Source organism: Actinomyces sp. 432 (assembly GCF_009930875.1).
Lineage (GTDB): Bacteria > Actinomycetota > Actinomycetes > Actinomycetales > Actinomycetaceae > Actinomyces.
In genome coordinates this window covers 32,709-59,622 of the sequence record NZ_CP025249.1, presented here as the reverse complement: position 1 = coordinate 59,622, position 26,914 = coordinate 32,709, and the positions used below count along the sequence as shown (strand labels likewise).

Below are 26,914 nucleotides of genomic sequence, written 5' to 3'. Positions count from 1 at the left end.
CCGCTTCAGCGAGCCGCCCCAAGCCAGTCCACCATGCTAATTCAGTCGTCGAACATGCCGGGCGGCGGAGCCACGTACGGAAGCGGATCGCCCTTCTTGGACAGATTCTCCTCCCCCAAAGCAGCGGTTGAGAACGGCCCATCCGGATCCATCAGCACGGCCATGTGGTAGTCGGCGTGATCGCGCCACCAAGTACTCATGCCCGTCGTCGGATCGAGTCGCAGGTACTCCCAGGCCCGCCACAGCGCCTCCAGCCGGGCTACGGCCTCTTCATACTGCCACCATCTTGCGGCCCAGCAGCGGTGTCTGCCGTCGATCCGCCGCCGGTACATGTTGCGTAGGAAGTCGCGCACGAACTCGTCGACATTACCGAAGTAGGGCTGAAACTCCTCGGCGCCTCCGCCCGGTCCACCGGTTTCAGCGAGTGCCGCCTGGCCCGTTAGCAATTCACCTTCGCTCATGACGTCTCCTTCTCCTCGACATTGGCTTCGACAACAGCCAATTCGCTGTCCGCTTCCAGGATGGTTCGCTCGGCCCGCGGGTCATGAGCGGCGATTGATGCCCTCACTGCGTCTGCATGGGGACCGGACATCCAGGGGGTGGTGCGGATCAACGTGGGTCGCGCACCGGATGCGAACACGACCGCACGTCCCTTCGGCAGGGCGGCAAGGTCGGCGACGTCGAGGATGCGCTCTCGCTGCAGCTGGCGGGAGACGGTGCGTTGCGTTCCTCGAGAGTAGGAGGTTGAGGACGATACGCGGTCGTAGTCGCCGACCATCCGGGAGAGGTCTTCCAGGAATGCCGCCTCGGCGACACCCCCTCCGTACACCTTGATGTTCGACGCGCTCCACAGTTTCTTCATTCCTGCCTCGCCCCACACTTCCACGCCCTGAGACCAGGACTGCAGGATCGTCATCAAGACGATTCCGCGTGAGCCGTAATGGCTGTACAGGTTCGGGAGTTCGCGCCAGCGGCACACGTTCGCAGCCTCGTCGAGTACACCGAGCAGTGGCGTGGTCAGGCGTCCTCCGGGGGACCTGGCCGCCATCTCTTCGGCCGCTTCGACGACGGCGACGGTCAGGGCCGTCACCAGGGGGCCGGCGGTGCCTCGCCCTTCTTTCGATAACGAGTAGAGCGTGCCGTCGCCATCCCGCACGAAGTCCTCAGGAATGAACTGCGGGCGGGGGTCTACCGCGCCCTGTGGGGTGACCCAGCGCGCGACCTGACGGTTGGTCAGGCATGAGGCCATCTGCTGAGCGGTGCCGAACACACCCCCACGCTGCTTGTCGGGGGCGGTGACCACCCCGGCCACCTGGTCAGCGGTCAGATTGAATCCGTGATCACGCAGGATGTCCACGGCCGTCTCATCCGTGGGACGGGTGAGCCAGGTGTAGACATCCGTGATTGCGCGGTGGTCGAGTGCAGCAGCCAGCAACAGCCCTGCGAGGAGGTCCTGTCCGGCCGGGTCGAAGTAGGCGTCGGTACGGGCGCCCGGGTCGCGTGAGCCGGAGGCGAAGTGCTCAGCCAGTTTCGCCGCGCGCACCTCGTCGGTGACGTAGCTCAGCGGGTTCCACCACCAAGTGGGTTCCTCCAGGGCGATGCCTTGGGGATCAAACACCCAAACTTGGCCAGAGCCCTCACGCACGTCCCGAGTCGCGTCGACGATGTCACGCTTGTTGGAGGTAACCAGCGCGGCTCCCGGCGCATCCAGGATCGCGGGGACGGCCCGCGAGGTGGTCTTGCCGGTGCGCGGTCCCCAGATGTCGATGTGCATGTCCTCCCATGAGCCGTAGAGCACGTCGCCGCCGTTGAGGGCACGGCCGATCGGCACGCCCGGGGTAGCCGCGACGCCCAGGCGCCTTGCCGTCGCCTGAGCGCTCTTCCGAGTCAGGGAGTCGACGTCACGCCCCCGCCCCATATAGTTGGCGGCACGGTCCACGCGTGAGTGACGACGCCGCAGACGACGCACGCCCAATCCCACCAGGGTGCTGAACGCGATGACAACGACTCCGATACCACCCGTCACCCACCAACCGGCGGATCCGGGCCAGGGCAAGTCGCCTCCGAGCAGACCGAAGGCCACGGCGAAGGGGTTGCCGGGTACTTCAAGTCCCGTGCCCGCCAAACGGTGCCCCAGGTGCATCGCGGCATATACGACGCCCACCACAATGGCCACCAGGACGATAGCTACCCACAGGAGAATGACCTCGCCGGACATGCCCCCAGGGTCGCGACGGCGGTTACTAGCGGTACTCATTGGTCTACTTCCTCCTGGACCGGAACTGCGGATTCGGATCGTCTGCCCACGCGCGACTGCTCGTGCCAGAGCCTGTTGGTGTCGTTGATGGACAGCTCCGTGGCTGTGAGTTGGACGTTTACGGGGATACCCGGACGGCCGCCGACTTTCACAAGGAACTTGCCACGGCCAGGAGGCTCTGCCTCGCGGCCGGTGGACGGGTCCCAGGCGGGCGGGTCCTGCCAGCCGATGAGCATGTCCTGCTCGGCGCGGGAGAACGGCACCGCGGCCGTCAGTTGAGGCATCTCCGCCGACGGCAGTCCGCCGCATATCACCATCCCCGAGCGTTCCACGAACCCCCGGGCCTTCATCCGGTCCTCCTCGTTGGCCAGGGCGAGCAGGTCGCTCATGGTGTGGGAGATCATGGCCATGCCAACTCCGCGCTGGCGATTCAGACGGGTGAGGGCGTCGACGCGGTCGACCATTCCGCGGCCGGCGCGCAGGGCCCGCCATAGTTCGTCCAGAATGACGAAGTAGTGGCGGCGCGGCTCAAGTCCGGCATCAGCCAGTGCGTTGGCGACGTTGACGGTGCCGAATCCGGCCGACCAGCAGGCCAGCAGTGTGGCTGCCTGGAGATCCATCTCCGAGTCGTCGATCGCGGAGACGTCGTAGACAACCGGAGCGTCTCGCCGCATCGGATTGGTGGTGGGACGCGCAAAGGTCTCGCCCAGGCGGCCGCCGCCCACAAGGCCAATGAGGGAGGCCTCGAGGTTCTCGGTGATGGCCTGGTAGCGGGCGTCGTCGCCGCGGTCGAGCGCGACTGCGCGCACCTCTGCCGGCCCTTCCTGGATCACGCGCAGCAAGTCGCCCAGGACGGGGACGCCGTCGTGGTGGGCATCCAGATACTTCAGTGCCCGGTCGATGATGGTCTCTTCACGGTCGGTGGGTGGCGAGGAACGCAAAATGGTGAGCAGGGCAGAAACCATGGTGTGCCGGCGGCCGTGCGCGTCGGCCAGTACCTGCGCTGCCTCACGCGTGTAACCGGCCTGGCGCAGCCGAGCCGCGGCTTCGGCAGCCTCGCCTGGATCCAGGATGTTGAGGTACCCCCGACCACGCCCAAGGGTGATTACCTGCCCGCCCAGAGCCTCAATGAGGTCGACGTAGTCCGGCTTGAGGTCACCCAGGACCAGCGGCATGACGCCGTATCCTGCCAGGCCGGTGGCCATTCGGCGCACGATGGTGGACTTGCCCAGTCCGGGCTTGCCCAGCACAAATGCGCTCGGGTTGGAGATCAGCTTGGCCCGCTGGAACCAGGAGATCGGGTCGCAGCACAATGTGGCGCCGGTGTGGATGTGGCGCCCGAGGGGCACCCCAACCATGGGTGTGCCGGTGCCGATCGCGTATGGCCACAAACCGCACACCTGCACGGTGGTGCCCCGCCACTCGTCGGCGGCCTGCACGTAGCTGGAGGAACCGCGTCCGCGCCCCAGCCAGCCGCGCATGGGCGGCCGCTGCGGGCGCACCTCACGCTTGCGCTCAGCCGGCTTCCGCTTACCGAGTAGCTGGCGCTGCTTGCGTGACGATTGCTCGCTCATAGCTTGTCCCTCAGCTCGGCCGGAACCTTGATGTGCTTCGGCAGCACCAGCCCCAGGGGCAGGGCTGCCGCGAACGCGGAGTCCTGCGAGCCGTACACGGGTCGCAGCCGCAGGCGGGCGGTGGCCGCAAGGTTGTCGATGGCGGCGCGTGCGTCGGCCTCCTTGGCCCGATCGGCGACAGTGGCGGTTACCAGCATGCCGAACTGCGTCAGGCCCGCTCCAGATGCCTCCTCCTGGGCGGTCGCCGCAGCCGCCCGCACTGCGAGGCTGTCGCGGGCCGCGGGCTTGTCCGTGGAGGTCATCCGGAACTCAGCCGCACGCAGGTCCGCTTCCACGATTGCGGCAGCACGTGCTGCATCAATGGGTCGGTAAAGGAGGGTCACACGCTTGCGGTCGACGTCTCGGTGCGGCGCCAGCAGCCGCGCGAGGATGCCAGACTGCACATTGCCGCGCGGCGCTTGCGTCATGGACCAGGTGCACGAATAGGCGCTGTCATGCCGGTAGCCGTCCCAGGAGGCCTGGGTGGCGGTAGGGCCGACGTCGGGCCATGAGAGCTCGGGCACCTCACCTGCCGCATGCGCCTCATCAATCAGTGTGGCCGCGGCCGGATCGTAGGCGACCCGGATGACCTCGCACAGCTCCTGGGCGGACAGTGGGTGAGCAGCGCCCGCCCCGGTGGCCTGCAGACCGGCCGTCAGCCCGGGCAGACGGGCCGCCAACTCACGGGCCATTTCCTCGGCCTTCCGTTTGCGACCGCCGGATCGTGGGGCAGCGCTGAAGGTGACGGCAACGAAGGCTCACACGGTGGAGGAACCAGCCGGGTAGCGGTCGACGACCTCACGCAGCATCTCACGGGCGAATGCGGGCGACTCCGGATCGATGTTGGTGCTCACCTCTCGGCGCAGTCGGGTACCGGAGTCGGGCGCGGTCTCAATCGTCACCGAAGCGGCTTCGATCCCAGGCTCATCGCCCAGATTCGCCAGCCAGTGCCCCCAGTCTGCGACCCAGATGTCGATTTGCTCCTGATCAACCAACGCCGCGCCGTCGGGCTCGGCACCGATGACCACCGAGTACGAGCCTGTGGCCGGGGTGTACAGGAGGGCGAACTTGCGCCCATAGGAGTCCCTGTGCTCGCTCAGCCGGGTGGGAGCAGCAAGCCCGGGCAGCTGGTAGGTACCCCACAGCGTGCGTCCCAGCGGGCCCGAGCGGTAGATGGTCAGGCCCCGCGAGCGCGCCGACCACCAGGCGATGCGCGCTCCGCCTCGGGAAATCAGGCTCTTGCCGTGGGCGTCTTTGGTCAGTACCGCCAGCATAAGCACGCCCAGGAGCGCGGCGACTCCCAGCGCGTGCAGCAGGTCGGAGACCATTACGGTGATCACCACGATGATCAGTCCGGCCAGCAGCAGGCCCGTGCCCACTGAACCGAGCCCGAGAATTCCGGGGGATGCGGGCCGCTGCCAGTTCCCGTAGGTTCTCGGTCCACTGCGCGTCTCAACGGCTGCCATCCGGACCACCTCCTTCACCGGTTGCTGCATCGCCGAGCGACTGCGCCGCACCCACCGCCGTATCCATTGCCTTCTTGCCCACATCAACAGCGACGCCGGCGGCGATTCCGATTGGGCCGGCGGCCGCACCTGCTGCGGCTGCTCCACCACCGGCAGCGGCTCCACCGGCGGCAGCACCGCCTCCAGCTGCTCCACCACCGGCGGCAGCGCTTCCGCCTCCCGCGCCCGCACCTGCCGTACCCGCTCCCTTACCTCCGGCAGCGCCGGCACCTCCACCCGATTTGCTGCCAGCCGTACCAGACTGCGGTGCGCCATCGGCCTGCCCTTGCCGACTCATCTCGCCCTGACCGCCGCCAGTGGGCGCCTGCGTAGACGTGCCGGACTTTCCATCGGAACCGCTCCTACCGCTAGCGCCCGAGGGGCCATCAGAACCCGAGGAGCTGCCGGAGGCCAAGCGTCCCAGCTGAGCAGCACCGCTAGGCAACGAAGCCAGTGCACCGGCCGCCAGTGCGCCGCCACCGGCACCCGCAGCCATCGAGCCGACCATGGGCGTAACGAAGCGCATGAGTGCAGGCATGGCGAAAAGCGCCAGGATCATCAGCATGAGACCCGTAAGCACAGCCAACAGCCCGCTGCCATCATCCTTGAACACATCTGTACCTGCAAGCTGGAAAGCGGTGGCGTAGATGATCGCAGCGGCGGGTTTGTACAGGACGAAGGCCACCAGCCAGGAGACGCACTTCTTGAACCAGCCCTTACCCATCTCCGTATTGGTGAAGGATGCCGCGAGCGGCAGGATGCCTGTAAGAATGACCAGCATCCCACTGCGCGCAACCATCAGCACCACCTGGAACGCGGCGGCTAGGACGGCTATCAGACCGAGAATAATGATGAGCATCGGCCCCAAGGAATCGACCGACTGCCGCGTAGTGAACGCGAGTAGCACCAGCATGTTTTCACCGAAGCAGGTAGACCCTGCCTCGGATACCCTGCAGTCCAGGGAGCTGTCGATGATCCAAACCGAGAACAGGTCGGCCGACCGGATCAGTATGCTGACCACAGTCACCCCGGCACCCGCGACCACCACCAACGTCAGCAGACTTTTCACCACTTCACGACCCGGCTCCGCACGCTGCTCCCACGCCATACGCGCACCGCCGACGATCACGGAGAGAATTGCTGTCGCGCCCATGTACCACCACAGAGCCGATTGAAGGAACAGCGCCGCTCCGCCGACGCGGCTAGGCCGGGTAGGAATGAATCCGCCCACCAAGGCGCTAGCGCCGGATATCAATACGACCGCGCATAGGATGAGGCCCACCCTCCCGACGGCCATCACACCTTCTCCGGCCCGCATACGCGTGGCGATCATGGCACCCAGTATCAGCAACGAGAGTATTGCGACCGCAAGACTGACCCACACCACATAGTCCATGACCCTCTCGAGATTGAGACTATTCGGCGGGATCTCATCTGCCGATATAGCGGACTCAATACCACCAGAGTCCGTCAAGTCCGGCGTGCCGACATTAACCCAGATTGTTCCCACGGAAGCGACCGCCCTGCCGAACGCTTCCATCACCGCGTTCGCGAGGTTGCCAACAGCACCCCCAACCACCTTTGACGCCGAGCAACCAACAAAGTCCGTAGTCCACTCGCGAAAACCGCACATCATATGTCACTGACTCCATGAAATATAACCTGTGATATCAGGTATACGTTCTGCGCTACCTACATCCTCCGCGTCAGAGGGCAGTTTCCAATCTCCCTCCGACCACACAAGTGGAGCAATTACCGACATATAAAAAGACTGCCCTTGAAGAGAAACTGCCACCGCAACGTCAACCTTGGCCTCATTCCCATCATAGGAGAGCAACCGAAATCCCGCTATACGCAGCCGTCCGGTCTCCGCGGAGCCGTCATCCTCCGACAAGTCTTCAGACAGCTGTTGATCTCGATATGGCCCCGGAGCGATAAAATAATCCAAGAACTGCCTTGCCACATCCGGATCGGCACCAATAATCGACGCATAAGCAGCAGCATAAACCGCACCTTCTGGCGAACGCTGGAAACAGTACCGATAGCCGGCATCGGCGGTCGCCGCAGGACCATATTGCGCCGACACAGGATACGCCGCAGAACCCTGATAGTCCCAGTAGTCAACGTCGGGCGCCTTCGCGAGGCGGGCACGCTCCGTCACCTCACCAGTTAGCCCGCACACGCTCGTGCTGGCTGAATCCTCGTTGCTTGCCGGAGGCTCCGGGGACGCAAAGGGCGTTGGCGCCAATGTCGTCGATACCGCCGAGGCGCTCTCCGGCGCGGGGTCGTCACGCAGCACATTGGTCACGCCCACCACGATCCCAAGCACCGCGATCAGCACGACGACCAGCGCGGCAGCGATGAACCCCGGCCGGCCGAACGCACCGTGCTCGCTGTTCTTTGCGTTGTTATTTTCATTCGTCACTGTACTTAACTCCTCGCTCATAGTCTTGTATTCAGGCGGACAGGGCTCATGAGTTGTGTCCGCTCACCATACTCAAATCAGGCTAATGATGACATCACGCCGCCACGTGATATACCCCGACGCAGCGGGAAGCGCCGCAAGAATAAACGGCGCAGTTACGCTGGCATCGGCCTTCCATTCCCCGCCCTCCCAAATTAGAGAATAGATGATCGATGGCGTCACCCCGGTGGATCGTTGAAAACAACAGCGATAGCCGGAACCAGCAGTGGCACTGAGACCGTATTGCTCAGAGACGGGACAGGCAATGTCTCCTTGGTCTTCCGAGTAGTCGACGTCGATCGCCTTCGCAAGGCGACCCTGCCCCATGACTCCACCGGACAGTCCGCACACGCTCGCGCCGGAGACGCCGGCGCCTTCGGCTTCCTCTGAGCTGGCCTGCCCCTTAACTGACGAGGAACCCGACGAGCGAAGCGGCCGCAGAGATCACGATAACGCCTCCGAGCGCCATACCGATCTTGCCAACGTGTTCTCCGCCCTCGCCCCGACGCGACTGAATTGCCATCAGCGCACCGGCAACGAACAAGCCGAGTATGCATACCGCCAGGGCGATCCACTTCGCCCACCCCATGATCGAGGTGAAGCCCTCGGTGCCAGGCGGCTGGACCGGCTCCGGATCAGGAAGATCGAGAGGCAGTGACAACATGGCCTCGGTCATGACCTGTGTGACATGTGCAATAGCCATCAGTGTTCCTTTCGTTTGCCGACGCCATCGGCGTCCACATCGGTTGTGTTGATCAGCAGGTGCAAGTCCTTGATGAGCCGCCGCACAGCTCGAGGCGACTCCGTCTGCTCGGGTGGCTCTCCCAATCTCCATGCCTCCACCCAGGGCAACTGCCAGGCACGGGGCACGCCGCCACCTACCACCTGCGCGAGGTCCCGCAACGGTCGCGGCAGCCGGCCCGGTGCATCGGCGATGATCACCAGACCGAGGAGCTCAACATACGGGACTGCACCCGCAGCCCACTGGGTGGCTGCGCTCTGAGCAGCCTGCAGTCCGTAAGCGCTGGACCGCGACACGAGCACCACGCGCGCACGCTCGTTGTCCGGCGGCCTGGGCCAGCAGTGTCCGCCGCCCCGCCACTCGGGCACCAGCGCGGACAGGGTCGACTCGCCTGCTCCTCCGTGCGCCCCACCCACCACAGAGCGACGTCACCCGGGCGGTCACAGGATGGGAGCCGACCACGCTCGGGCGCAGACACGTGTTCCTGCGGAGCGGCAGGCCCAGTGAGCGCAGGAGTCTCGTCCGAAACCGGCGCTTCCGGCTCTGGATCGGGCTTCTTCTGCGCGAGCCACGGGTTGGTAGTGTACGGCACAGGAACATGTCTCCTCGGTAATGATTCGACCAATGTAGCGGGGTGATGGCAGCGAGTGTACACACTCCACCAAATAACAACAAGGTTGACAAGATCACTGCAATATAGTTTGCTATAGCACAACGTTACCCAGATATCGTAGCGCCAACTTGCGCCAACCAGCATGCGGACACCCTCGGCGCCCCAACGGCCAGTCCGCGCAGCCACAGGGAGGATCACGCATGGGAGAACTGACATGGACCCCTTCGCGCCTGCTGCTGCCGCTTGCGGCGTTAGCGGCCATCGTCTCCGGATGCAGTACGGATGCCCCACCTGAGGCAACGTCCAGCTCCACAGCGACCACGCCGGTACCGCCATCGCCCTCTGCCACCGCGACCGATTTCAAGCGCCCCGATCCGAGTCAGTTCACTCTCGCCCCCGAGGGTTCGGTTGACGAGGACACCGGCCAGACCATATCCCCAGACCCCGCCGTGTGGGACGATGCTTCGCGCGAGGCTGCGATCGACGCGGCAGAGGCGGCCCTGGAAGCGTTCGCACACCCGGAACTCGACTACGACACCTGGTGGGCAGGCCTGGACCCGCACCTAACCCAGGAGGCCGCCGAAGTCTACGTGTACGTCGACCCCGCGAACATCCCCGTGCACGAGCTGACTGGCTCCGGATCCATCATTGAGGACGCCAGCGCCTATGTGGCGACTGTGAAAATTCCCACCGACGCCGGCCGCTACGACGTCCTGGTAATCCGCACCAGCGGCAGCGCCCCGTGGCTGGCCAATCGCATCGTGCCGGTCGAAGAGGCGTAGCAGTAGTGGACCAGAAGTCGACTACCGCTCTCATCATCGTCTGCCTGGTACCGGTTATGGTTCTGCCCCTGATCATCAGTATTGTGCTGCTGGGCGGCGACGACGACTCAGACACCTGCACTTCGGTGAGCTCACAGGCGGGCGGATCCGTCAACCTCGGCTCGGTACCGGAGGGGCCAATAGCCGGATACGGTCACGAGCAACTCGTCAACGCCGCCTACATCATCCAGGCCGGACATGACCTCGGGCTGACCACACGAGACCAGACCATCGGCGTGATGACTGCCATGGCCGAGTCAGGACTGATGGTGCTCGATTACGGGGACGCAGTGGGCCCGGACTCCCGCGGTCTGTTCCAGCAGCGCGCCAACGGCGCCTGGGGTAGCGAGGAGGACCGGATGGACCCGTACACCTCCGCCACAAACTTCTTCAGGGTGCTCCAAAGTATTGACGACCGTGAGTCACTTGCGCCCACGCTCGTAGCGCACCACGTCCAGGCCAACGCCAACCCGTATGTCTACGAGTCTCACTGGCCGGCCGCCGTCACCGTCGTCGAGGGCCTCAGCGGCGTCCAGGGCATCAACGCCGCCGAAGCCGCCCAGGGCTCCAACCAGTACGCTCTCGGCGACGTTCAGCCGCAGACGGCGATTGTTGCGAACAAGGTCGGGCCGATGTTCGGCATCAAGACCGTAGGCGGATATCGAGATGCGACGAGCCCCTACGACGACATGACCTATGGTCACCCCGCCGGCCGCGCTCTGGACTTCATGATCAACGACCTTCCCGACGGCAAGGCCGTGGGCGACCGCTTGGCCGCCTACCTGCAGGAGAACGCCGAAAGCCTCACGGTCTACTACATCATCTGGCAGCAGCGGATCTGGATGGCCGGGGATCCACCCGACGCATGGAAGTTGATGGAAGACCGTGGTAGCGACACCCAGAACCACATGGACCACGTACACCTGTCACTAGACGTCTCAGGAGAGGTCAGCGTCCCCGCAGCAGACGATTCCTGCACCACCAAGGGCAGCACGACCTCGACCACCACGGTGAGTCATGACGGTTGGGCCTCGCCCGGCGCAGGCCCGGTGACCAGCTCGTACGGCATGCGCGTTAATCCGGTTACCGGTGTCTATCGCCTACACGCCGGCACCGACCTAGGTGGCGGCGGCTGCGGCGGCCCCATATGGGCCGCCCAGTCCGGAACCGTCACCGTGGCGGGAATGGTGGATGGCACGGGCATAATCACCATCGATCACGGCGGCGGTGTGGAGACTTCGTACCTGCACATGTACGAGAACGGCATCCAGGTCAGGGCGGGCGACAAGGTGACTGCCGGCCAACAAATCGGGCTGGTCGGCTCCTCCGGGAACTCCACCGGATGCCACCTGCACTTCGAAGTCCACCTGGACGGTTCCCCCACTGACCCGGTGCCCTACATGGCCCAAGTCGGAGTAACGCTGGGCGACTGATAACGACGGAACGGAGACAAGACTATGACTGAACAAACTAAACCCGCCGACTGGCCGCGCGTGGAGGCGATCATTAACGCCGATGGCACGGCAGAAGTGTCAATCGGTGGACGGGCACATCATTTTGCCGCCGACAGCATCGACGCCGCTCGTCCCGAAGTGATCGCGCTGATCGCGCAGCACGCCGCACAACTCGGCCGCCCGCTGCGAGCCGTGACCAACGATCCGGACGGTCAATGGCCCCTGATCATCCACGCCGACGGCGTCGTCGAGAACGACCCAACCACACCGGCCCGGCCACACTCACGCCCTCAAACCGCGTCGGAACCGACAGCTCAAGTGGAACCAACGTCTCAACAGACAACGGTTCCACATACACAGCCCGAGCCGGCGTCCCCGCCTGAGGCATTGACTCAGCCGCCCGCCCCATCAATGCCCGTCTCTCCCGCTCCTGAACAGGCACCGCGACCGCGGCAGTCCTTCCTGGTGCGGGAGCAGACCGAGGAGCCCGCGACGCAGGGATGGCGAGGAGTTGCCGCACGGCTAGGAATCCGCGTGGGTCCCAGCGAGACCGAGCGTGCCGAACGGGCCGATGTGCAGGCAGTCAGCCAGCACTGGCCAGGTCCGCGCACGATCGCGATCGTCAACGCCAAGGGAGGAGCCGGCAAGACCCCGACTACCGTGCTACTCGCCGCGGTGTTCGCCCGCTACGGCGGTGCCGGTGTGCTTACCTGGGACAACAACCAGACCCGGGGAACCCTGGGATGGCGCACCGAGCAAGGACCACACGACGCCACCGTCCTGGAACTGCTGCCCCAGGTTGACCGGCTCCTGGGCACCGGAGCTCAGTCCGCCGATCTCGCCCACTTCGTGCATCACCAGACCCGCGATCGCTTCGACGTGTTGCGCTCCAAGCCCACAGCCCTATCGGCGGACCAGCGCGTGGACGCCTCGGATGTGGATGCAATCCATCAGGTTGCCTCAAAGTACTACCGGCTGATCTTCGTCGACTCGGGCAACGACGAGTCCGACCCCATGTGGCTGCGGATGATCGATCACACCGACCAGCTGGTGGTCGCTACTACCACCCGTGACGACCACGCCGAGGCCGGCGCCCTACTGCTCGAGGCCCTCACCAACCGGGACCAGCACGGCGCCGACCTCGCCCGGCAAGCGGTGGTCGTAGTCACCCAGGCGGACCCTCGCGCCCGGGGCAATGACATTGAACGCGTCGTCAACGGCTACCGTGACCTGGCGCGCGAGGCACGCACCATTCCCTATGACCCCGCCATGGTCGACGGCGTGCTCCGGTACGGCTCGCTCAGGCCCGTTACGCAGCGGGCTTGGCTGGGGGCTGCTGCGGCGGCGGCGCGGGGCCTGTGACAACGGCGGCGGTAGCAGCGGCGCAGGGCCGATGAGACCTTAGCGTTACTAGTTAGGTAGGGTTGGGTTCATGATTGCAGGTATGGACGATGCCGCCTGGCATGAGGCGTGGCTGCACGCCACCCCGCAGTGGGTGGACGCCATGATGGATGATGAGCTTGAGTACAACGGCTGGTCTCCTATGGGGGCGGGCCGCCCGGCCAGCCGGGAGCACCTGGAGCGGTTCAGGGACGTGCTGCCGGCCTCGGTGCTGCAGCTGTGGCGCCGCTTCGGCTTCGACGGCTTCGGGGACGGGCGCTGGTGGTTCACCGACCCCCTGCAATGGCAGCCGGTAGTGGACGCCTGGCTCGAGAACACCGAGGTGCCCTTCCCCGAGCAGAAGTGGTGGTGCCTGTCGCGCACCGCCATGGGCGACATGGAGCTGTGGGGGGAGGTCTCCGGCCCCGCACTCACCATCACCCCCACCCTGGGCTGGATACGACCAAACGCCGGCAACGCCCGGGGCATGGCCGACCCGGTAATGCGCGAGCGCATGGGCTGCCTGACGCTGACAATGGCGCAGAAAGACACGTTTGAGGATCATGACAGCGGGCAGCTGCTGGTGGACTGGGCCATCGAGCACCTGGGACTGCTGGGCCCAGGCCAGGTCTACGGGCTGACCCCCGCCTACTGCTTCACCGGCAAGGCCAGCACCAGCCAGATGGGCATCGAGGACGCAACAGCCCACCTGACCTTCCTCGCCCAAGCCCAAGAACACCAACTAGTAGAGGACTTCTCCGACGCAGTCTCCGGCATAGCCGCAGGCATCGCCAACACCACCGACAACGGCGGCGGTGGCGCAGATGACCAAGACGGGGACGCCGGCACCTCGGAGGCCGACTCCTGATGCCCATACACCCCGACAACCCCATCCCTGCCAACAACACCGTCACAGGCTTGCCGGCTGCGGATATGTTTACCCCAGGGCGCGCCGGTGGGCGGGATGTGCTGGTGTGGGAGGGGGAGGCGGCCGCTCCGACCAGCCCGCTGCCCTGGCACTCCAGCGAACCGGTGGAGGTCTTCTTCCACACCGGGCGCGGACCTGGCACCAGGGCGGAGCCGCAGGAGTTCACCCGCCAGCTGGACCGCCAACTCTCAGCGCTTTCGCTGCTTAGTGCTGAACGCCTACTCGAAGGCATACGCACCTACCGGGAACAAGGCCGCGAGCCCATGTCCGAGGCCACCAGAAAAGCCCGCGAGAACTTCATGAACCAGGTCATGCGCGAACTGGTACGTGTGCACCGGTTCTCCAAGCCGGGTGCGCGAGCCAAGACGGCTGAGATCAATGCTGCCCTGGTGGTGCTGCACGAATCCGACCAGATCACCTTCGGCCCCTCCCAACCCGGGATGAGCGCTAGCGGACACCCGTCGATGGGGCACAAGCCGGTCAACTCCTCCATCGGCTCCCAGGGCAAGCCCATGGCCACCGCACTCGAACAAGCAGCCCTGGCCATCCCCGCCGACCAACGCCCCGGCGTACGCATCCTGATACGAGCAGTACTGACCGACTCCCCCAAACTCACCAACCAGCTGCGCAATGGCCAGGTATCGCTAGAACCCCGCTCCCAAACACAGCAGACCTCCACCAGCCCCAGAGCACCACCCTGGACCCCCACCAAAATAGCCTCCGACATCGCCAACAACACCACCCCCTGGCAGACACAACCCACCAGCACACAGACACAGCCAACCCCGCCCCCTCGCCGTCGACCCCCAGCCCCGGCTGGGACCCCGACAAGGCCGCCGCCCTACGCCGCGCATCCTTCCCACAACCAGCCTCAACCGCCCTACGCAAACCACCACTTCACAAAACCACCCCACAACCAGACCCCGCACCAACCCCCACCGACCCCACCCAGGACTAGACCGATGACTCACCGACGTCGAGGGCATAAGCGTGCCCGTGAGCCTGGCGGACTGAGCGGGGCACGCACTGCCAGTAACGGTAGGGTGGCGACATGAGCGTTGTGGGACCGTCATCGTCGGCCGTGCTCGGACGGGAGCAATGGCAGCAGCGGGTCCTGCCCGCTCTGAGCGGCACGATCCTCGACATGGGCGCGGGCAACGGAACGGCCGCATCAATGCTGCATCCCGCAGTCCACTGGCTGGCACTAGAACCCGCACCGGGGCGTAGGTTGGCGGCCGCAGTGAAGTCCAGACCCCGCTCTCGGTTGCTGACGGCACCCGCAGAACGGATGCCCGTGGAGGACGCCAGCGTCGACGCGGTCATCTGTTCCACCGTTCTGTGCTCGGTGGCCGACCCGGAGCTCGCCCTGACCGAGACCGTCAGGGTGCTGCGCCCCGGGGGCGTGCTGGTGTTCTACGAGCACGTAGCCGCCGCGCCCGGGTCGGCTGCTCGCCGCATCCAGAGGTTCGCAAGCCCGATCACCCGCCTGCTTGATCACGGATGCGACCCGTGCCGGGACACAGCCGACACAATCAACCACGCGGGCTTCTCCCACGTGCACTTGGAGGCGCCGCACGTTGACGGGGTGCTAGGCCGACTCACGCCGTTCATTCACGGTCACGCCGAGCGCTGAGAGGCACCTGCGTCAGTTTGGACCGCCTGGCAGGCACTCTCAGACGGTCCAAGCGCAAGAACGCGGCCCAACTGAAGGAGCCCGGCCAAACCGGGGAGGTTGACGCCAAGCCCCCGCGACACGCCGGCCAAAAGCACCACGCCCGAACCACACACGCATTCGCTCTGATAACCAGAAGATGGCGAGGCCCCCGGGCGGGCGCCTGCCCGGCCCGAGGGCCTTCGTCAGTGAGGGGCTCCGCGCCCGGGTTCCCACATCCGGGGGAGCGCCCTCCTTCGCCGGAGCGCCCGGCCCGGGCTCCCTAGTACCCGGACCGACCTCGAACCGGGCCGGTCATCGGGTTCCCCAACCCTCGCGGCCCGCCTCGTCCGGCGGCAGAACTCATATAACCCGCCGCATCTGAAAAGCCGCTCCGCTGAAGCTGTGAAAACCATGGGAACCGCTAACAGGCCGGTTCAGTCCCTGCCGTGGTTTCACCCTCACTGGTCACCACGGCCTCCCGGCCCTTGGAAGTTGAGCCGGAGGAGTCACGATCGCCGGCATCCCGGCGAGTGGCGTCTTCAGACTCGTCGGCATCGGTGTCTCCGGCCGAAAGGAAGATATTCACCCACCGCGAGCGCGGATCGGAGTCCACCAGTAGCGCCTTGACGAACAGGGTCAGCGGCACCGCCAGAATAGTGCCGAGCGCACCAACGATCTGACTCCAGAACAGCAGGGACAGGAAGGTCGTGGTCGTGTTCAGTCCCACCGCGTCACCGGTGAACTTCGGCTGGATGAGCGACTGGATGACAAAGTTCAGCAGACTGTAGGCGACCACCACCCACAGCGCGGTCCACGGCCCGGAGTCGACCAGACCGATCAGAGCCGGCGGAATCAAGCCCAGGATGAAGCCGATGTTCGGTATGTAGTTAGTAATGAATGACAGCACGCCCCAGGTGACCGCCATCGGCACGTCCAAGAACCACAACGCGATCACGTCCAGCACTGCGACGATCAAGCCGAAGATGGTAGACACCAGCCAGTATGAGCGCACCGATGAGGCGAATCCGCCCAGAGCCGCCGCAATGCCCGGCCGCAGTCGACTCAGGGCGCGTGAACGTACCTCAATACGGGCCGTGTCGAACATCAGGAACACGACAGTCAGCACCAGTACGCTCAGCACCGACCCCAGGTTGGACAGCTGCCCGAGCAGGCTCTGCGCCAGGGAGACAATCCGGCTGGGGTCCACCGACTGCGACACCTGATCGATAAGAGTGGACTCGTCAACGCCCAGTCGCTCCAGCAGGGAGCGCATGCTGTCCCAGATCGAGGTGAACTGCGCGGAGTAGTTGGGCAGGGTCTCAATCAGCTGCACGATAGCAATCGCCAGGGCCGCGAACAGTCCTATGACGAACGCGAAGATAATCAGGATGGCGATTACTGCCGCCAACGGCCTGGGCACGTGCCGCCGGGTCGCCCAGGACACCAGTGGGCGTACGGTGATCACCAGCGTCAGGGCGAAGAAAGCCGGACCGAAGAGTGATCCGATGTAGTACAGGCCCGCACAGCCGACAACGAGTACTGCGATTATGAAGGCGATTGACTCGCCCTGCGAGCGGCCGGTCACCGCCTGGCGTACGTCACTCATAAGTTCATCCTCACACGGGGCCACCCCCGCGCACACCCGACGGGCCGGGACCGCGAGTCACACCACTGTTGCTGCGCGCCTCAGCGCACCGCCTCCAGGGCCCGCACCCGATCAAGGGCACGCATATGCGGCAGCGGATCGATGCCCGCCTCAAGCACGAAGTCAGTCAGCTGATCACGCACCACCTGCTCCAGCACAGCGGGCTGCCACGGCTTGGCGATGTAGTGGTCCAGGCCCGCGTCATTGACCGCACGAATCGTATCGGCCTGGTCCGCCTGCCCGGTGACCAGCACCTTCCGCGCGGCAGCGGTACGCTCATCGGTGTTCATCTCTACCAGCATGTCCACACCGCTACGCCCCGGCATGCGGTGATCAGCAAGTACCAGCGCGAGCAGATCGCCGTCGTCATCGACATCCGCAACCGCCTCCCAGGCATCCGCAACGTCCTCGGCCGGCTCTATACGCACAGCCGAGGCGAACGGCGCCAGGTCCCCGACGACGGCGTCACGGACCTCAGGCTCATCTTCGACCACCAGGATGACCAGTTTCATTGCTTCCCCTTGAGTGACTGAAAGTCGTCACGCGACTTCTCTCCATGTGAATGCCCGACCCCGACCTTACGTAACCCTGCCCCGGGGGCATCCGGCCCGACGGCCCTGTCCCCCCGCACCACCGCCGGGTTAACCGGCAGCACCACCGTCACACGGGTACGGCCGGGCTGGGAGTCCACCGTGATGGAGCCGCGGTGCGCATCCACCACGCTCTTGGCCAGCCCCATGCCGAGCCCGAGCCCAAAGCGTACCTGGCCGTGCTTGGTGGTGAACCGGGGCTCAAAAATGCGCGGCAAAATATCCGGGTCGATGCCCGGACCATTGTCCTGCACCTGCACGCGCACGCCCCCGGCCACCGGGCCGATGCGCACCGCGACCCGGCCTGGCTGCGGGTCCCTTCCGGCCTGAACAGCGTCCTTCGCCTGGGCAGCCAGGGCATCGGCGGAGTTAGCGAAGATGTTTGTCCACACCTGGACCAGCTCGCCAACATGACCGGGCACCGGCGGAAGCACGCCCGGCTCGGTGGGGTAGTCCCGCTGAATCTCCACCCCCTCCAGGCGATGCGCGGTAAGCCGCAGAGCGTCCTCAACCACCTCCCGCAAGTCGACGTCAACCATGTCCTCGCCGTCCGGGCGCACGTAGGTGGACAGGCTCGCAACCAGGCCGCTAATACGTTTAGTTGCCAGCTGCATGTTTCGTTCGGCGCGGCCTATGGCCGCAGCCGCCTCCACCGTAGCCAGGCGTTGAGGGTCCGCAGCCAGCGCACGCACAGCACCGGGATCCGCGTCGGCGTCAACCCCGGCGGCAACCAGTCGGCGCGCCAGTTCCCGATCCCCGACGGTTTCCTCCAGCCGCTTACGGGCAGCCCGCTCTGCACGCGTAGACGCGGCGGGCCGTGTGCGCGCGGCGACGGCCACCCGGCTGATCGTCTCCCCATCAGGGTGCGTAGCCAGCACTGCGGCCAAGTCCTCATGCAAGTGGTCGTTGGCGCGCTGCAGCGCAGCCACCGGATTATTCAGCTCATGGGCCACGCCGGCGGCCAGCTCCCCCAAGGTGGCGAAGCGCTCCTGGGCCAGCAGCTCCAGGCGTGCCTGCTCCAGAGCCGTAAGCGCCTCCTGCACCTGCAAGCGCTCGGCGTCCAGTGCCGCCGCCAGTTCGATCTTCTCCACCTGCAGGATCTCCGAACGCGCCAGCCGCTTGGTCAGCGAGCGAATGATCAGGGCGGCCAGCAGCTGCTCGGTGACCTCGTTCTCCCGCAGCGCCCGGTCCAGCTGCTCGATAGACAGCAGGATCAGCTCCACATCAGTGGTGGTGGTGGCCGTGACAAAGGCGCGTCCATGACTGGCCAGGGACACCAGGCCGATGATGCGGCCCGTGGTGGCATGGTGCAGAGTGACCTCACCTACTCGGGTGTGCCGGGTCAGCGCCACCGACCCGCTCACCACCACGTACACCCCGTCCACGATCTGCCCCTGATGAGTCAGCCGCACCCCTGCGGGCAGCCGCAGGCGCGGACGCGGCCCGAGGACCTGTTCGCAGGCCGTAATGAGCTCTGCGGTAAGCGCATCGGAATGACGCGTGAGCGCCTCCAGCAGCGGCGAGTGCCCCCCGTTTCCGTCACGCCTCCGAGGATCATCATCGGGCAGGTGGTCGCGCATCCAGCGGCGGATCTGCGCCCGGGCACGCTCCCCAATAGCTCCGGGCGTCCAGGGCACCGCAATCACCTCGCGCACCAGGTCCTCATCTATGGCACGGCCGAGGTTGTGTAGCTCGGCGCGCTCGGTCAGCAGTACCATGCGAGCCGATTCCAGGGCGGGGTAATGCGCCACCGCGGCGGCGACGTCGTCGAGGCTGCCGACCTCGTCGGTGGCGACGATCAGCGCCACCGTAGCCGGGGCCGTGCGGCCGGCAACCTCCGGGGCGGCGCCGTCGCCCGCGGAAGGCGGCGGCTCTTGAACAGGACCTGGGCGTTCTGTGCCCGCCCACCGGAGTAGTTCCGCCAGAGTACGTACACGCACGACGTCGGCCAGGGCGTGCACCGCAGGGGTGACCTCGTGGGCCGCCTGGGTGCCCAGCGAGCTTGGTGACACGACAGCAACCACCAACCGGTCGTAGTCTTCGGCAGCGGCGGACGAGGGACCTACGGCACCGGGTTCTTGAGTCATAGCATTCCCATCGCCGACCAGGCCAGGGGCATGAGCGTAACCAGGATCATAGTGCCGATCACGCCAATGATGATGCCGACCCGGGCCATGTCACCCGTGGCGATCTCCCCGGTGGCGTAGGCAATCGCGTTGGGCGGGGTGGAGATCGGCAGGCTCATGCCCAGCGAGCAGGCCAGCGCCAGCACCACGGCTATAGTGACCGGCTCCAGTCCATCGATCCCCGTGGCCAGGCCCATAGCCAGCGGCACCAGCAGGTTACAGGCGGCGGAGTTGGAGATGACATTGGACAGGGCCAGGCCGAGCGCCCCCATCAGCACCAACACGGCCAGGGACGGCATCGCAGTCCAGTTGAACAGGTTCAGGATCCACTTGTCCAGACCGGTGGCGCCCACGCCGTCACCCAGTGCGATGCCGCCCGAAACCAGCCACAGCACGTCCCAGGACAGTCCAGCCAGGTCCTTGCCGGTCATCACCCGGGTGACGAGCATCGCCACGATCGCCAGGAAGCCGACCACGTTCGCGCTCAGCCCGTGCAGCGACTCGGTCATCCACAGCAGGATCGTGGCACCGGCGATTACGTAGAACATGACAGCGCGGCGGTCGGTGTACCACTCGGCTCGCATGTCCAGTTGTATGGCCATTCCGCCGGGCAGGAACACCGCGCAGATCAGCAGCCAAGCGGCCAGCAGGATAACGAGCATCAGCGGAATGGCCATGAGCATCCAGTCCAGGAAGCTGACGGGGTGACCTGCCTCCGCCAAGGCGCCCAGGGCGATGGCGTTAGGGGGCGTGCCCACGGGTGTGCCCATACCACCGACGTTCGCCGCCACCGGTATCGACAGCGCCAGACCGGTACGGGGCCGGCCCTCCGGCAGGGCACCGAGCACGGGGATGACCACCGCGAACATGGTGGCGGTGGTGGCCGTATTCGACATGAACATGCTCAGCACGGCGGTAATCACCATCAGCCCGAGCACGGTGCGGCGGGCGGAGCCGGTGAATGGCTTGATCAGTACGGCGGCGAGGTTCTTGTCCAGGTGGAACTTCTCCGACCCGTCAGCGATCAAGAAGCCCCCCAGGAACAGGACGATGACCGGGTTGGCCAGGGCCGCGAAGAAGCTCGAGTAGGCGGTGGCATCCTCGGGAACCGGCAGGACTGCCTGATCGGAGATGAGCAGTACTTCCAGTCCAATGACCAGCACGGCGGTGGCTACCAGGGGGATCGCCTCAGTAACCCACAGCACGATGGCGAGCAGGAAGATCGACAGCATCCGCTCACCCATCGGGTCCAGGTCCGGGACGTCCACCAGCAGCGGTGCCGCGAAGACCGCAACGGCAAGCAGTAGGCCGATGACCTGCTTGGGTGTCAGCGGCTCAAGGCGGTCGGGAACACGAGGACGTGGTCGATTGGCGGCTGGACGTGTGCGCGCGGGCATGGATCCTCCTCGTGGCACCCGGTGTCCGGAGTGTCCCAACATCTTTGCGGGGTAGAGGGAATCCTAGGCGATAGTTCGCGATTTTTATCGAATCCCAGACACCGCTGCGCTCACCGGCCCGCGGAGTCGGTCCTTCAGGCGTTAGGCACTATTGCTCCCCCGCACCGAGCAACCGGTCCAGCCAGGGATCCACGGCAGCCCAGAACTCCTCGGGCCGGGTGCGCCGCACGTCGTGTCCCGCGCCCGCAAGCAGCGCGGTCTCGATCCGCGGGTTGGCGATGCGAGCGAGCCGGTCCAAGCCGGCGGGGCCCACGCGCGCTGATCCGGGGCGGTCGCCGGTGACCAGGAGCGTAGGCACCGCCAAATCGGCCATCGCCTCCTCCCACGGCACCGGTGGCGCAACTACTCCGGTGTCCAGGAGGGAGGGGTCAACCCGCTGACCGGCCCACGCACCGGCCACGGCTTCGCCATCTGGAATCTCCGGATTAGCCAGGGCACGCGCAACGGCGCCGGGCAGATCAGCGAGGTCGGCAGCGCGGGCGCGCTTGCGGGCAGCGCCGCGCTCACGCAGCTCCTGTGGGCTGCGTGAGCCGTAACGGGCCGGGTCCAGTAGTACTGCGCCGCTTACCAGGTCCGGGCGGCGCACGGCCACCACCATCGCGGTGGCCGCCCCCATGGAGTGGCCGATGAGGACCGGGCGGGGGCCGGGCGCGGCAGGCGTCGATTCAGGTTCTCCCGACTCTCCCGCCACCGGGTTCACCGCCTTGGCCGCGAAAGCGGGACTGACGCGCGCTGCGCCACAGAACTCACGAGTTGCGTCGCCGACCGCCGGTGACGCGGGTGTTCCAGGCACTGCCGGAATGAGCTCCTCCAGCAGGCTGACGACATCCTCCACCAGCACTTCTCCCGCCCGATCCAACTCGGCTGTTGTCCAGCGCGGGGACAGGCCGTGCCCGCGGGCGTCCGCCGCAACGACCCGGTAGCCACGGCCAACCCAGTGGTCGATGGCTTCTGCTTGTGAGACGGCGGATCCGGTGATTCCATGGAGTAGCACGAGGGTGGGAGCGTTGGCAGGACCGGCGACGATGCGGGCGAGGGGTAGGCTCATGGCCCAATTGTTCCCCGAAGATGCGGCTAGTCTGAAGGCATGGACAAGCACCGTATGAACGTGGAGTCCTTCAACCTCGACCACACCAAAGTGGCGGCGCCCTTCGTGCGCATTGCGGACCGCAAGCGCCTGCCGGGCGGGGACGAGCTGGTCAAGTACGACGTGCGCTTCTGCCAACCCAACCGCGAGCACCTGGAGATGCGGGCCGTGCACTCGATCGAGCACCTGACGGCCGAGCTCATGCGCAACCACACCGACCGGTTGATCGACTGGGGGCCCATGGGCTGCCAGACCGGCTTCTACGCGTTGACGCTGGGCCTGGAGCCGGAGGACTTCCTGCCGCTGCTGGAGGCGACCTTCCAGGACATCCTGGCCGCAACCGAGGTTCCGGCAGCTAATGAGGAGCAGTGTGGGTGGGGCGCCAACCACTCCCTGGAGGCGGCCCAGGAGGCGGTTCGCGGCTTCCTGGCCAAGCGCGATCAGTGGGAGACCGTGTTCGCAGGGTGAGTGCCGCGCGCCGCCTACTCCAGCCCGCACCACCGGACGCCATCTACCCCGTGGCCACGCCAGGCTCGGCGGTGCTGAAGTGTCCGTCTCTCGCCACTTTGCCCGCCGGCGCGGCCTCCACCCTGGGCGCGGCAGCGCTGTTTGCCCTGGTAAGAGGCGGTACACGACATGTGCGAACCTCCCCGCATCCGTGAAAGTGGCGAGAGATGGACATTTTTGTCCGGTGCACCCACCGGGGCATAGGGTTCTCGCTCGCAGTCGGATACGCCTGCCACCCAAGGGCGCAGGCAGCTGCCGGAACCGCGAGCTCCTGTGGATATCCCGTGCGTGACCGTCAGTTATCCACAGGTCGCGGATTAGTCATTGCCGACTGTCACCCGCCGACCGATGCTCACTCCATGAGGTACGCGGACAGGCGGGAACAGATCCTGCATAGGCTGGCTAAGGCCCATGGCGCTGCCAAAACGCGCCACCTCGCTGCTGATCGTTCAGATCGCAGGGCTATCGCCCGCATGGTGGATGAAGGTCTGGTCAGGGAGCACCCGGGGCGCGTGATCGCCCTTCCCGGAGTGAAGCGGGAGATCATTGTCGCGCGTCAGGTGGGTGGGCTCATCGGCTGCTTTCATGCCGTCGAAGCCTGTGGACTTCCAGTCCGGAACCGGCCTGGGCCCCGAGTCCATGTCCTCGTTTCTGGAACACCGCCCTCCGTTCCCCTACGCACTGTCTGCCATCACGTCCCCGGTCTGCAAGTAGACCCGGCGGCATCGCCGTACGCCGACGTGGAAACCATGCTCATTGCCTTCATGCGGTGCGTGGAGCCACTGGATGCACTCATCGCACTAGACGCGGCATTGCGCGGGGGCATGATCGCCAAGGAGATGCACGCCAGGCTGCGTGGCAACCGTAATGGCCAACTTCGACAGCTGCTGAACCGGGCCAATCCCAAGGCACGCTCGCCGCTGGAGACCATTGCGCGCTACGAACTTGAGGAAGCCGGCGCCACACCCGAGGCCGGCGCTGAGCTGCCCATCGGGGAGCTGGACCTGCTGCTGGGGCGGTTAGACATTGAAACCGACGGACACGAGTTCCACAGCCAGCGGGCGGACTGGGAGCATGACCGCCATCGCGACCAGTGGCTCATCGCGCACGGCTACACACCACTACGACTGACCGCCCGCCAGGTACTCGCCCATCAGACCGTCGAACTGGTGCGGCCCGTAGCACAGCGCCTGGGCTGGTGGCCCGACTGTGCCAGCAGACCGTAGAATGTGTCCATCTCTCGCCACTTTGCCGCTGGCGCGGCCTCTGCCGCAAGAGGGGCACCACTGTTTGCCCAGGTCAGAGGCGGTATACGACATCTACGAAACTCCCCGCATCCGTGAAAGTGGCGAGAGATGGACACTCTGGCCGTTTAAGCTCGGGGTATGAGCGCGATTCCAAGTCATGTGCCGCAGGCGGACCGCCGCCGGGTGGCCGCCGTGGTCGTGGTGGCGATGCCGGAGGAGGCACACCCCTTCCTGGATCGTCTGCCGCGGCTAGTAGACGCGACCGCCCCGCATCTTCCGGGCGGTGCCGAGGCCTGGCCGCTGGACCTGGGCGGGGGCCGGGAACTGCTCCTGGTGCGCTCGGGCATCGGGCTGGTGGCGTCCGCGAGCGCACTGGCAACGGTGCTGACGCAGGTGAACACGGAACTCATCATCTCCGCGGGTACCACCGGCGGCCTGGGCCGAGAGGTTGAGGTCGGTGACGTGTGCGTGTCCGCCAACCTGGCCTACACCGACGTTGACGCCACCGCCTTCGGCTATGCACCGGGCCAGACCCCGGGGCAACCCGCCACCTTCACCGGTGATCCGGGTCTGGTGGCACGCACCGGAGCGGCCGCAACTGCCCTGCGCGCCGCGACGCCCAGCGCGGGCGCCGCCCATATCCACGTGGGCCAGATGCTGGCCGGCGGCTCCTTTGTCACCGCCGCTAACGTGGGCACCACCCGCGAGCGCTTCCCGCAGGCGATCAGCAACGACATGGAATCGACGGCCCTGGCACAGGTGGCACACGCCGCGGCCATCCCCTTCGCCTCGATCCGCGGGGTCTCGGACCTGTGCGGCCCGCAGGCCGGCCAGGACTTCCACATCGGCGCCGACGAGGCGGCTGCCCGCTCGGCCGCCGTGGTGCTGGCGGCGCTGGGCTGAGCGGCGCGAGCCGCGCCCGGGGAGCCAGACGCCCGCGGCACGAGCCGGCAGTTGTACGGAAGCCACCACGTACGTTTATGCGGGAAGTTCCACGTGCTTCCCGGCTCCCGCTCCCGCCCAGCGCTACACCGCCACCAGCACCTGCACCATGACGATCTTGACGATGATCGCCAGCGCGAACAGGGTCGCATAGCCTGCCTCCACCCGTTCGTCATCCCGCTTGGACAGGGCGAAGGCGAGGATTGCGGGCTGGCCCACTAGCCCCGCCAGGGCGCCGGCGGCGCGCGGCGCGCTCAGCCCCACCCGGCGGGCACCGGCCAGCAACACCACCGCGCTGACCACCACGATGAGCGCGGCCAGCCCTCCCACTGCCAGCCCCGTCACAGAAAATGCGGAGGCGGCGAAGTCCGGCCCGGAGGCCAGCCCAATGGCGGCCAGGAAGAACAGCAGCCCAAGCTGGCGGATGGTGGCGTTGGCGGCGTGCGGCAGCTGCCAGATGAAGGGGCCGGTGCGACCCAGCCGCCCCAGCACCATACCGACCACGAGCGGCCCCGCCGCCACCCCCAGCCGCAGCGTTATGCCGCCGGGCAGCGGGATCGCAGCGAGCCCGACCAATGCGCCCAGTGCCATGCCGACCCCTACGGAGAAGGCATCGATCTGGGCGATGGACTTCTCCGAGTCGCCGAAGTAGTCGGCGGCCCGCTCCAGGTCTCCGGAAGGAACCACGGCCAGCACCCGGTCCCCGAGCTCGAGCACCAGGTCGTCATTTGCGAGCAGGTCCAGGTCGCCGCGCCGCACCCGCGTGATGACGCCCTGGAAGCGTCCGTGCATGTCCAGCTCGCCGATCGTGCGCCCGGCCACGCGGGTGGAGGAGACGGTCAGGCGCCGGTAGTCGACGACGGTGCGGTCCTTGGCCAGGCAGCGGTCATACCCGGTGCCGAGCTCATGAATGGCGTCCTCGAGGGCCGCCGGGGCACCGACGATCACCACCTTGTCGCCCGGCAGCAGCTCCTCGTCGGGGGAGACCACCCGCGTGGCGCCATCGCGCTCCAGGTAGGAGATGCGGATGCGGTTGCGCTGGAAGGGCTCCAGATCGCTCAGCGCTACACGGCGCAGCAGGAACACGCTGGTGGCGGCCAGTCCATCGGCGGAGGCGGGCCGGGGATCGCGCCGGCCCGGCCAGTCGCGGCCAATGACCAGGGCGACGATGAGGATGGCGACGGCCACGCCCACCGGGTAGGCCAGGGCGTAGCCGACGGCGGGCTCCTGGCTGCCGGCGGCCTCGATCGCGGAGTCCAGGACGGGACTGGTCAGGGCGCCCGCGTAGGCGCCGGCGTCCATGGCCGGGCTGATGCCGGTCAGGTGGGCGTACACCGCCCCGGCGCCTCCGGCGAGCACGAGCGCCGCCACGCACAGTGCCATAAGCGGCAGCTGCCGGCGCAGATTGCGGAAGAACGTACTGCCGGCGCCGATGCCGACGGTGTAGCAGAACAGCCCCAGGCCGAGGCTGCGCAGCAGGGTGAGGTTCTCCCCCAGGCTCGGGTCCAGGGCGCCGACGGCCAGGCCGACGAACAGCGCCCCGGCGGCTCCGAAGCGGATCGGCCCGAAGGGGATCTGTCCGACGGCCGTACCCACGCCGATCACCAGGAAGACGGTCAGGATCGGCGCGGAGGCGAGCACGTCGACGACGGAGGCGAGGAAGTCTGGCACGCCCCCAGGCTAGTCGGCGAACGCACCGCCGCAGCGGGGCAGCGGGGCGGCGCCAGCCGCGCTGCTGGGCGGTCAGCCCTTGCACGGCCGTGGTCACGACTGGGATTCCGTAGCGGCACTCAACGCCGCCTCGGACGGCTATTGCCGCCCCGCCCGCACGGGAACTAGGCTTCCCGGGTACGGACCCTCCCTGGCCCGCTGCGCACCTGTC

General features: G+C 66.4%; 25 protein-coding genes and 1 pseudogene. 9 read left to right on the top strand and 17 right to left on the bottom strand.

The window, feature by feature from the left end; genetic code table 11:
- Positions 1 to 41: 41 nt before the first annotated feature.
- From CWT12_RS00265 to CWT12_RS00225, 9 genes and pseudogenes are all read right to left on the bottom strand, one after another.
- On the bottom strand, positions 42 to 461 hold the full coding sequence (locus CWT12_RS00265) for a DUF4913 domain-containing protein (RefSeq protein ID WP_161923236.1): 420 nt from the start codon (positions 459 to 461) through the stop codon (positions 42 to 44).
- On the bottom strand, positions 458 to 2,257 hold the full coding sequence (locus CWT12_RS00260; protein ID WP_161923235.1) for a type IV secretory system conjugative DNA transfer family protein: 1,800 nt from the start codon (positions 2,255 to 2,257) through the stop codon (positions 458 to 460). The genes CWT12_RS00265 and CWT12_RS00260 overlap by 4 nt, the downstream gene beginning before the upstream one ends.
- Complete coding sequence (locus tag CWT12_RS00255) at positions 2,254 to 3,831, bottom strand: ATP/GTP-binding protein (protein WP_161923234.1); 1,578 nt, start codon at positions 3,829 to 3,831, stop codon at positions 2,254 to 2,256. Before CWT12_RS00255 ends, CWT12_RS00260 begins: the two co-directional genes overlap by 4 nt.
- Positions 3,828 to 5,336 (bottom strand): annotated as a pseudogene (locus CWT12_RS14440) (SCO6880 family protein). Before CWT12_RS14440 ends, CWT12_RS00255 begins: the two are co-directional and overlap by 4 nt.
- Positions 5,323 to 6,915: a hypothetical protein gene (locus CWT12_RS00245; protein WP_202616224.1), complete on the bottom strand. Its 1,593-nt coding sequence runs from the start codon at positions 6,913 to 6,915 to the stop codon at positions 5,323 to 5,325. The pseudogene CWT12_RS14440 and the gene CWT12_RS00245 overlap by 14 nt, the downstream one beginning before the upstream one ends.
- A gap of 99 nt (positions 6,916 to 7,014) precedes the next feature.
- Entirely contained in the window at positions 7,015 to 7,800 is a 786-nt protein-coding gene (locus tag CWT12_RS00240) for a hypothetical protein (RefSeq protein ID WP_161923233.1), read from the bottom strand.
- A gap of 72 nt (positions 7,801 to 7,872) precedes the next feature.
- Positions 7,873 to 8,166 carry a hypothetical protein gene (locus CWT12_RS00235; protein ID WP_161923232.1) on the bottom strand — a complete coding sequence of 98 codons (294 nt, stop codon included), beginning with the start codon at positions 8,164 to 8,166 and terminating at the stop codon, positions 7,873 to 7,875.
- Between the two features lie 76 nt (positions 8,167 to 8,242).
- Positions 8,243 to 8,542, bottom strand: coding sequence for a hypothetical protein (locus CWT12_RS00230; protein ID WP_237564216.1), 300 nt, complete (start codon positions 8,540 to 8,542; stop codon positions 8,243 to 8,245).
- A complete protein-coding gene (locus CWT12_RS00225) occupies positions 8,542 to 9,000 on the bottom strand; it encodes a DUF6668 family protein (RefSeq protein ID WP_202616223.1) in 459 nt (152 codons plus the stop codon). Before CWT12_RS00225 ends, CWT12_RS00230 begins: the two co-directional genes overlap by 1 nt.
- A gap of 394 nt (positions 9,001 to 9,394) precedes the next feature.
- Here CWT12_RS00225 and CWT12_RS00220 point away from each other — a divergent pair, with 394 nt between their 5' ends.
- Together CWT12_RS00220 and CWT12_RS13290 are read left to right on the top strand one after the other, a co-directional pair.
- The gene (locus CWT12_RS00220; RefSeq protein WP_161923231.1) at positions 9,395 to 9,976 is read left to right on the top strand and encodes a hypothetical protein; all 582 of its coding nucleotides are present in this window, start codon (positions 9,395 to 9,397) and stop codon (positions 9,974 to 9,976) included.
- A gap of 5 nt (positions 9,977 to 9,981) precedes the next feature.
- Positions 9,982 to 11,448, top strand: a complete 1,467-nt coding sequence (locus tag CWT12_RS13290) for a M23 family metallopeptidase (RefSeq protein WP_237564215.1) — start codon at positions 9,982 to 9,984, stop codon at positions 11,446 to 11,448.
- A gap of 99 nt (positions 11,449 to 11,547) precedes the next feature.
- On the opposite strand, the gene CWT12_RS13575 is transcribed toward CWT12_RS13290, so the two are convergent.
- The gene (locus tag CWT12_RS13575) at positions 11,548 to 11,685 is read right to left on the bottom strand and encodes a hypothetical protein (protein WP_219108301.1); all 138 of its coding nucleotides are present in this window, start codon (positions 11,683 to 11,685) and stop codon (positions 11,548 to 11,550) included.
- A 318-nt stretch (positions 11,686 to 12,003) separates the two neighbouring features.
- On the opposite strand from CWT12_RS13575, the gene CWT12_RS13570 reads away from it, so the two are divergent.
- The 4 genes from CWT12_RS13570 (at position 12,004) to CWT12_RS00195 (ending at position 15,410) form a co-directional block, all read left to right on the top strand.
- Positions 12,004 to 12,831 (top strand): AAA family ATPase, encoded by an 828-nt coding sequence (locus CWT12_RS13570; protein WP_237564214.1) that lies wholly within the window; start codon positions 12,004 to 12,006, stop codon positions 12,829 to 12,831.
- Positions 12,832 to 12,901: 70 nt separating this feature from the next.
- The gene (locus CWT12_RS00205; protein ID WP_161923229.1) at positions 12,902 to 13,717 is read left to right on the top strand and encodes a GAD-like domain-containing protein; all 816 of its coding nucleotides are present in this window, start codon (positions 12,902 to 12,904) and stop codon (positions 13,715 to 13,717) included.
- Positions 13,717 to 14,832, top strand: a complete 1,116-nt coding sequence (locus CWT12_RS00200) for a polymorphic toxin type 15 domain-containing protein (RefSeq protein ID WP_161923228.1) — start codon at positions 13,717 to 13,719, stop codon at positions 14,830 to 14,832. The genes CWT12_RS00205 and CWT12_RS00200 overlap by 1 nt, the downstream gene beginning before the upstream one ends.
- On the top strand, positions 14,829 to 15,410 hold the full coding sequence (locus CWT12_RS00195; RefSeq protein WP_161923227.1) for a class I SAM-dependent methyltransferase: 582 nt from the start codon (positions 14,829 to 14,831) through the stop codon (positions 15,408 to 15,410). Before CWT12_RS00200 ends, CWT12_RS00195 begins: the two co-directional genes overlap by 4 nt.
- Positions 15,411 to 15,852: 442 nt before the next feature.
- Here CWT12_RS00195 and CWT12_RS00190 read toward each other — a convergent pair whose 3' ends face one another.
- The 5 genes from CWT12_RS00190 to CWT12_RS00170 all read right to left on the bottom strand — a co-directional run bounded on the left by CWT12_RS00190 (position 15,853) and on the right by CWT12_RS00170 (position 22,297).
- Positions 15,853 to 17,037 carry an AI-2E family transporter gene (locus CWT12_RS00190; protein WP_161923226.1) on the bottom strand — a complete coding sequence of 395 codons (1,185 nt, stop codon included), beginning with the start codon at positions 17,035 to 17,037 and terminating at the stop codon, positions 15,853 to 15,855.
- A gap of 80 nt (positions 17,038 to 17,117) precedes the next feature.
- The gene (locus CWT12_RS00185) at positions 17,118 to 17,588 is read right to left on the bottom strand and encodes a response regulator (protein WP_161923225.1); all 471 of its coding nucleotides are present in this window, start codon (positions 17,586 to 17,588) and stop codon (positions 17,118 to 17,120) included.
- Positions 17,585 to 19,753, bottom strand: coding sequence for an ATP-binding protein (locus CWT12_RS14215; protein WP_161923224.1), 2,169 nt, complete (start codon positions 19,751 to 19,753; stop codon positions 17,585 to 17,587). Before CWT12_RS14215 ends, CWT12_RS00185 begins: the two co-directional genes overlap by 4 nt.
- Positions 19,750 to 21,189, bottom strand: coding sequence for an SLC13 family permease (locus CWT12_RS00175; RefSeq protein WP_161923223.1), 1,440 nt, complete (start codon positions 21,187 to 21,189; stop codon positions 19,750 to 19,752). Before CWT12_RS00175 ends, CWT12_RS14215 begins: the two co-directional genes overlap by 4 nt.
- A gap of 148 nt (positions 21,190 to 21,337) precedes the next feature.
- On the bottom strand, positions 21,338 to 22,297 hold the full coding sequence (locus CWT12_RS00170) for an alpha/beta fold hydrolase (protein WP_161923222.1): 960 nt from the start codon (positions 22,295 to 22,297) through the stop codon (positions 21,338 to 21,340).
- A gap of 39 nt (positions 22,298 to 22,336) precedes the next feature.
- Here CWT12_RS00170 and CWT12_RS00165 point away from each other — a divergent pair, with 39 nt between their 5' ends.
- Positions 22,337 to 22,804: an S-ribosylhomocysteine lyase gene (locus tag CWT12_RS00165; RefSeq protein WP_161923221.1), complete on the top strand. Its 468-nt coding sequence runs from the start codon at positions 22,337 to 22,339 to the stop codon at positions 22,802 to 22,804.
- A 488-nt stretch (positions 22,805 to 23,292) separates the two neighbouring features.
- Here CWT12_RS00165 and CWT12_RS00160 read toward each other — a convergent pair whose 3' ends face one another.
- Positions 23,293 to 23,430 (bottom strand): hypothetical protein, encoded by a 138-nt coding sequence (locus CWT12_RS00160; RefSeq protein WP_161923220.1) that lies wholly within the window; start codon positions 23,428 to 23,430, stop codon positions 23,293 to 23,295.
- Between the two features lie 162 nt (positions 23,431 to 23,592).
- Between CWT12_RS00160 and CWT12_RS00155 the strand changes: the two genes are divergently transcribed.
- On the top strand, positions 23,593 to 24,069 hold the full coding sequence (locus tag CWT12_RS00155; protein WP_161923219.1) for a DUF559 domain-containing protein: 477 nt from the start codon (positions 23,593 to 23,595) through the stop codon (positions 24,067 to 24,069).
- A 159-nt stretch (positions 24,070 to 24,228) separates the two neighbouring features.
- Complete coding sequence (gene mtnN / locus CWT12_RS00150) at positions 24,229 to 24,993, top strand: 5'-methylthioadenosine/S-adenosylhomocysteine nucleosidase (RefSeq protein ID WP_237564213.1); 765 nt, start codon at positions 24,229 to 24,231, stop codon at positions 24,991 to 24,993.
- Between the two features lie 123 nt (positions 24,994 to 25,116).
- Here the strand turns inward: mtnN and CWT12_RS00145 are convergent, their stop codons facing one another.
- Positions 25,117 to 26,703 (bottom strand): aspartate:alanine exchanger family transporter, encoded by a 1,587-nt coding sequence (locus CWT12_RS00145; protein ID WP_161923218.1) that lies wholly within the window; start codon positions 26,701 to 26,703, stop codon positions 25,117 to 25,119.
- Between the last annotated feature and the right edge of the window lie 211 nt (positions 26,704 to 26,914).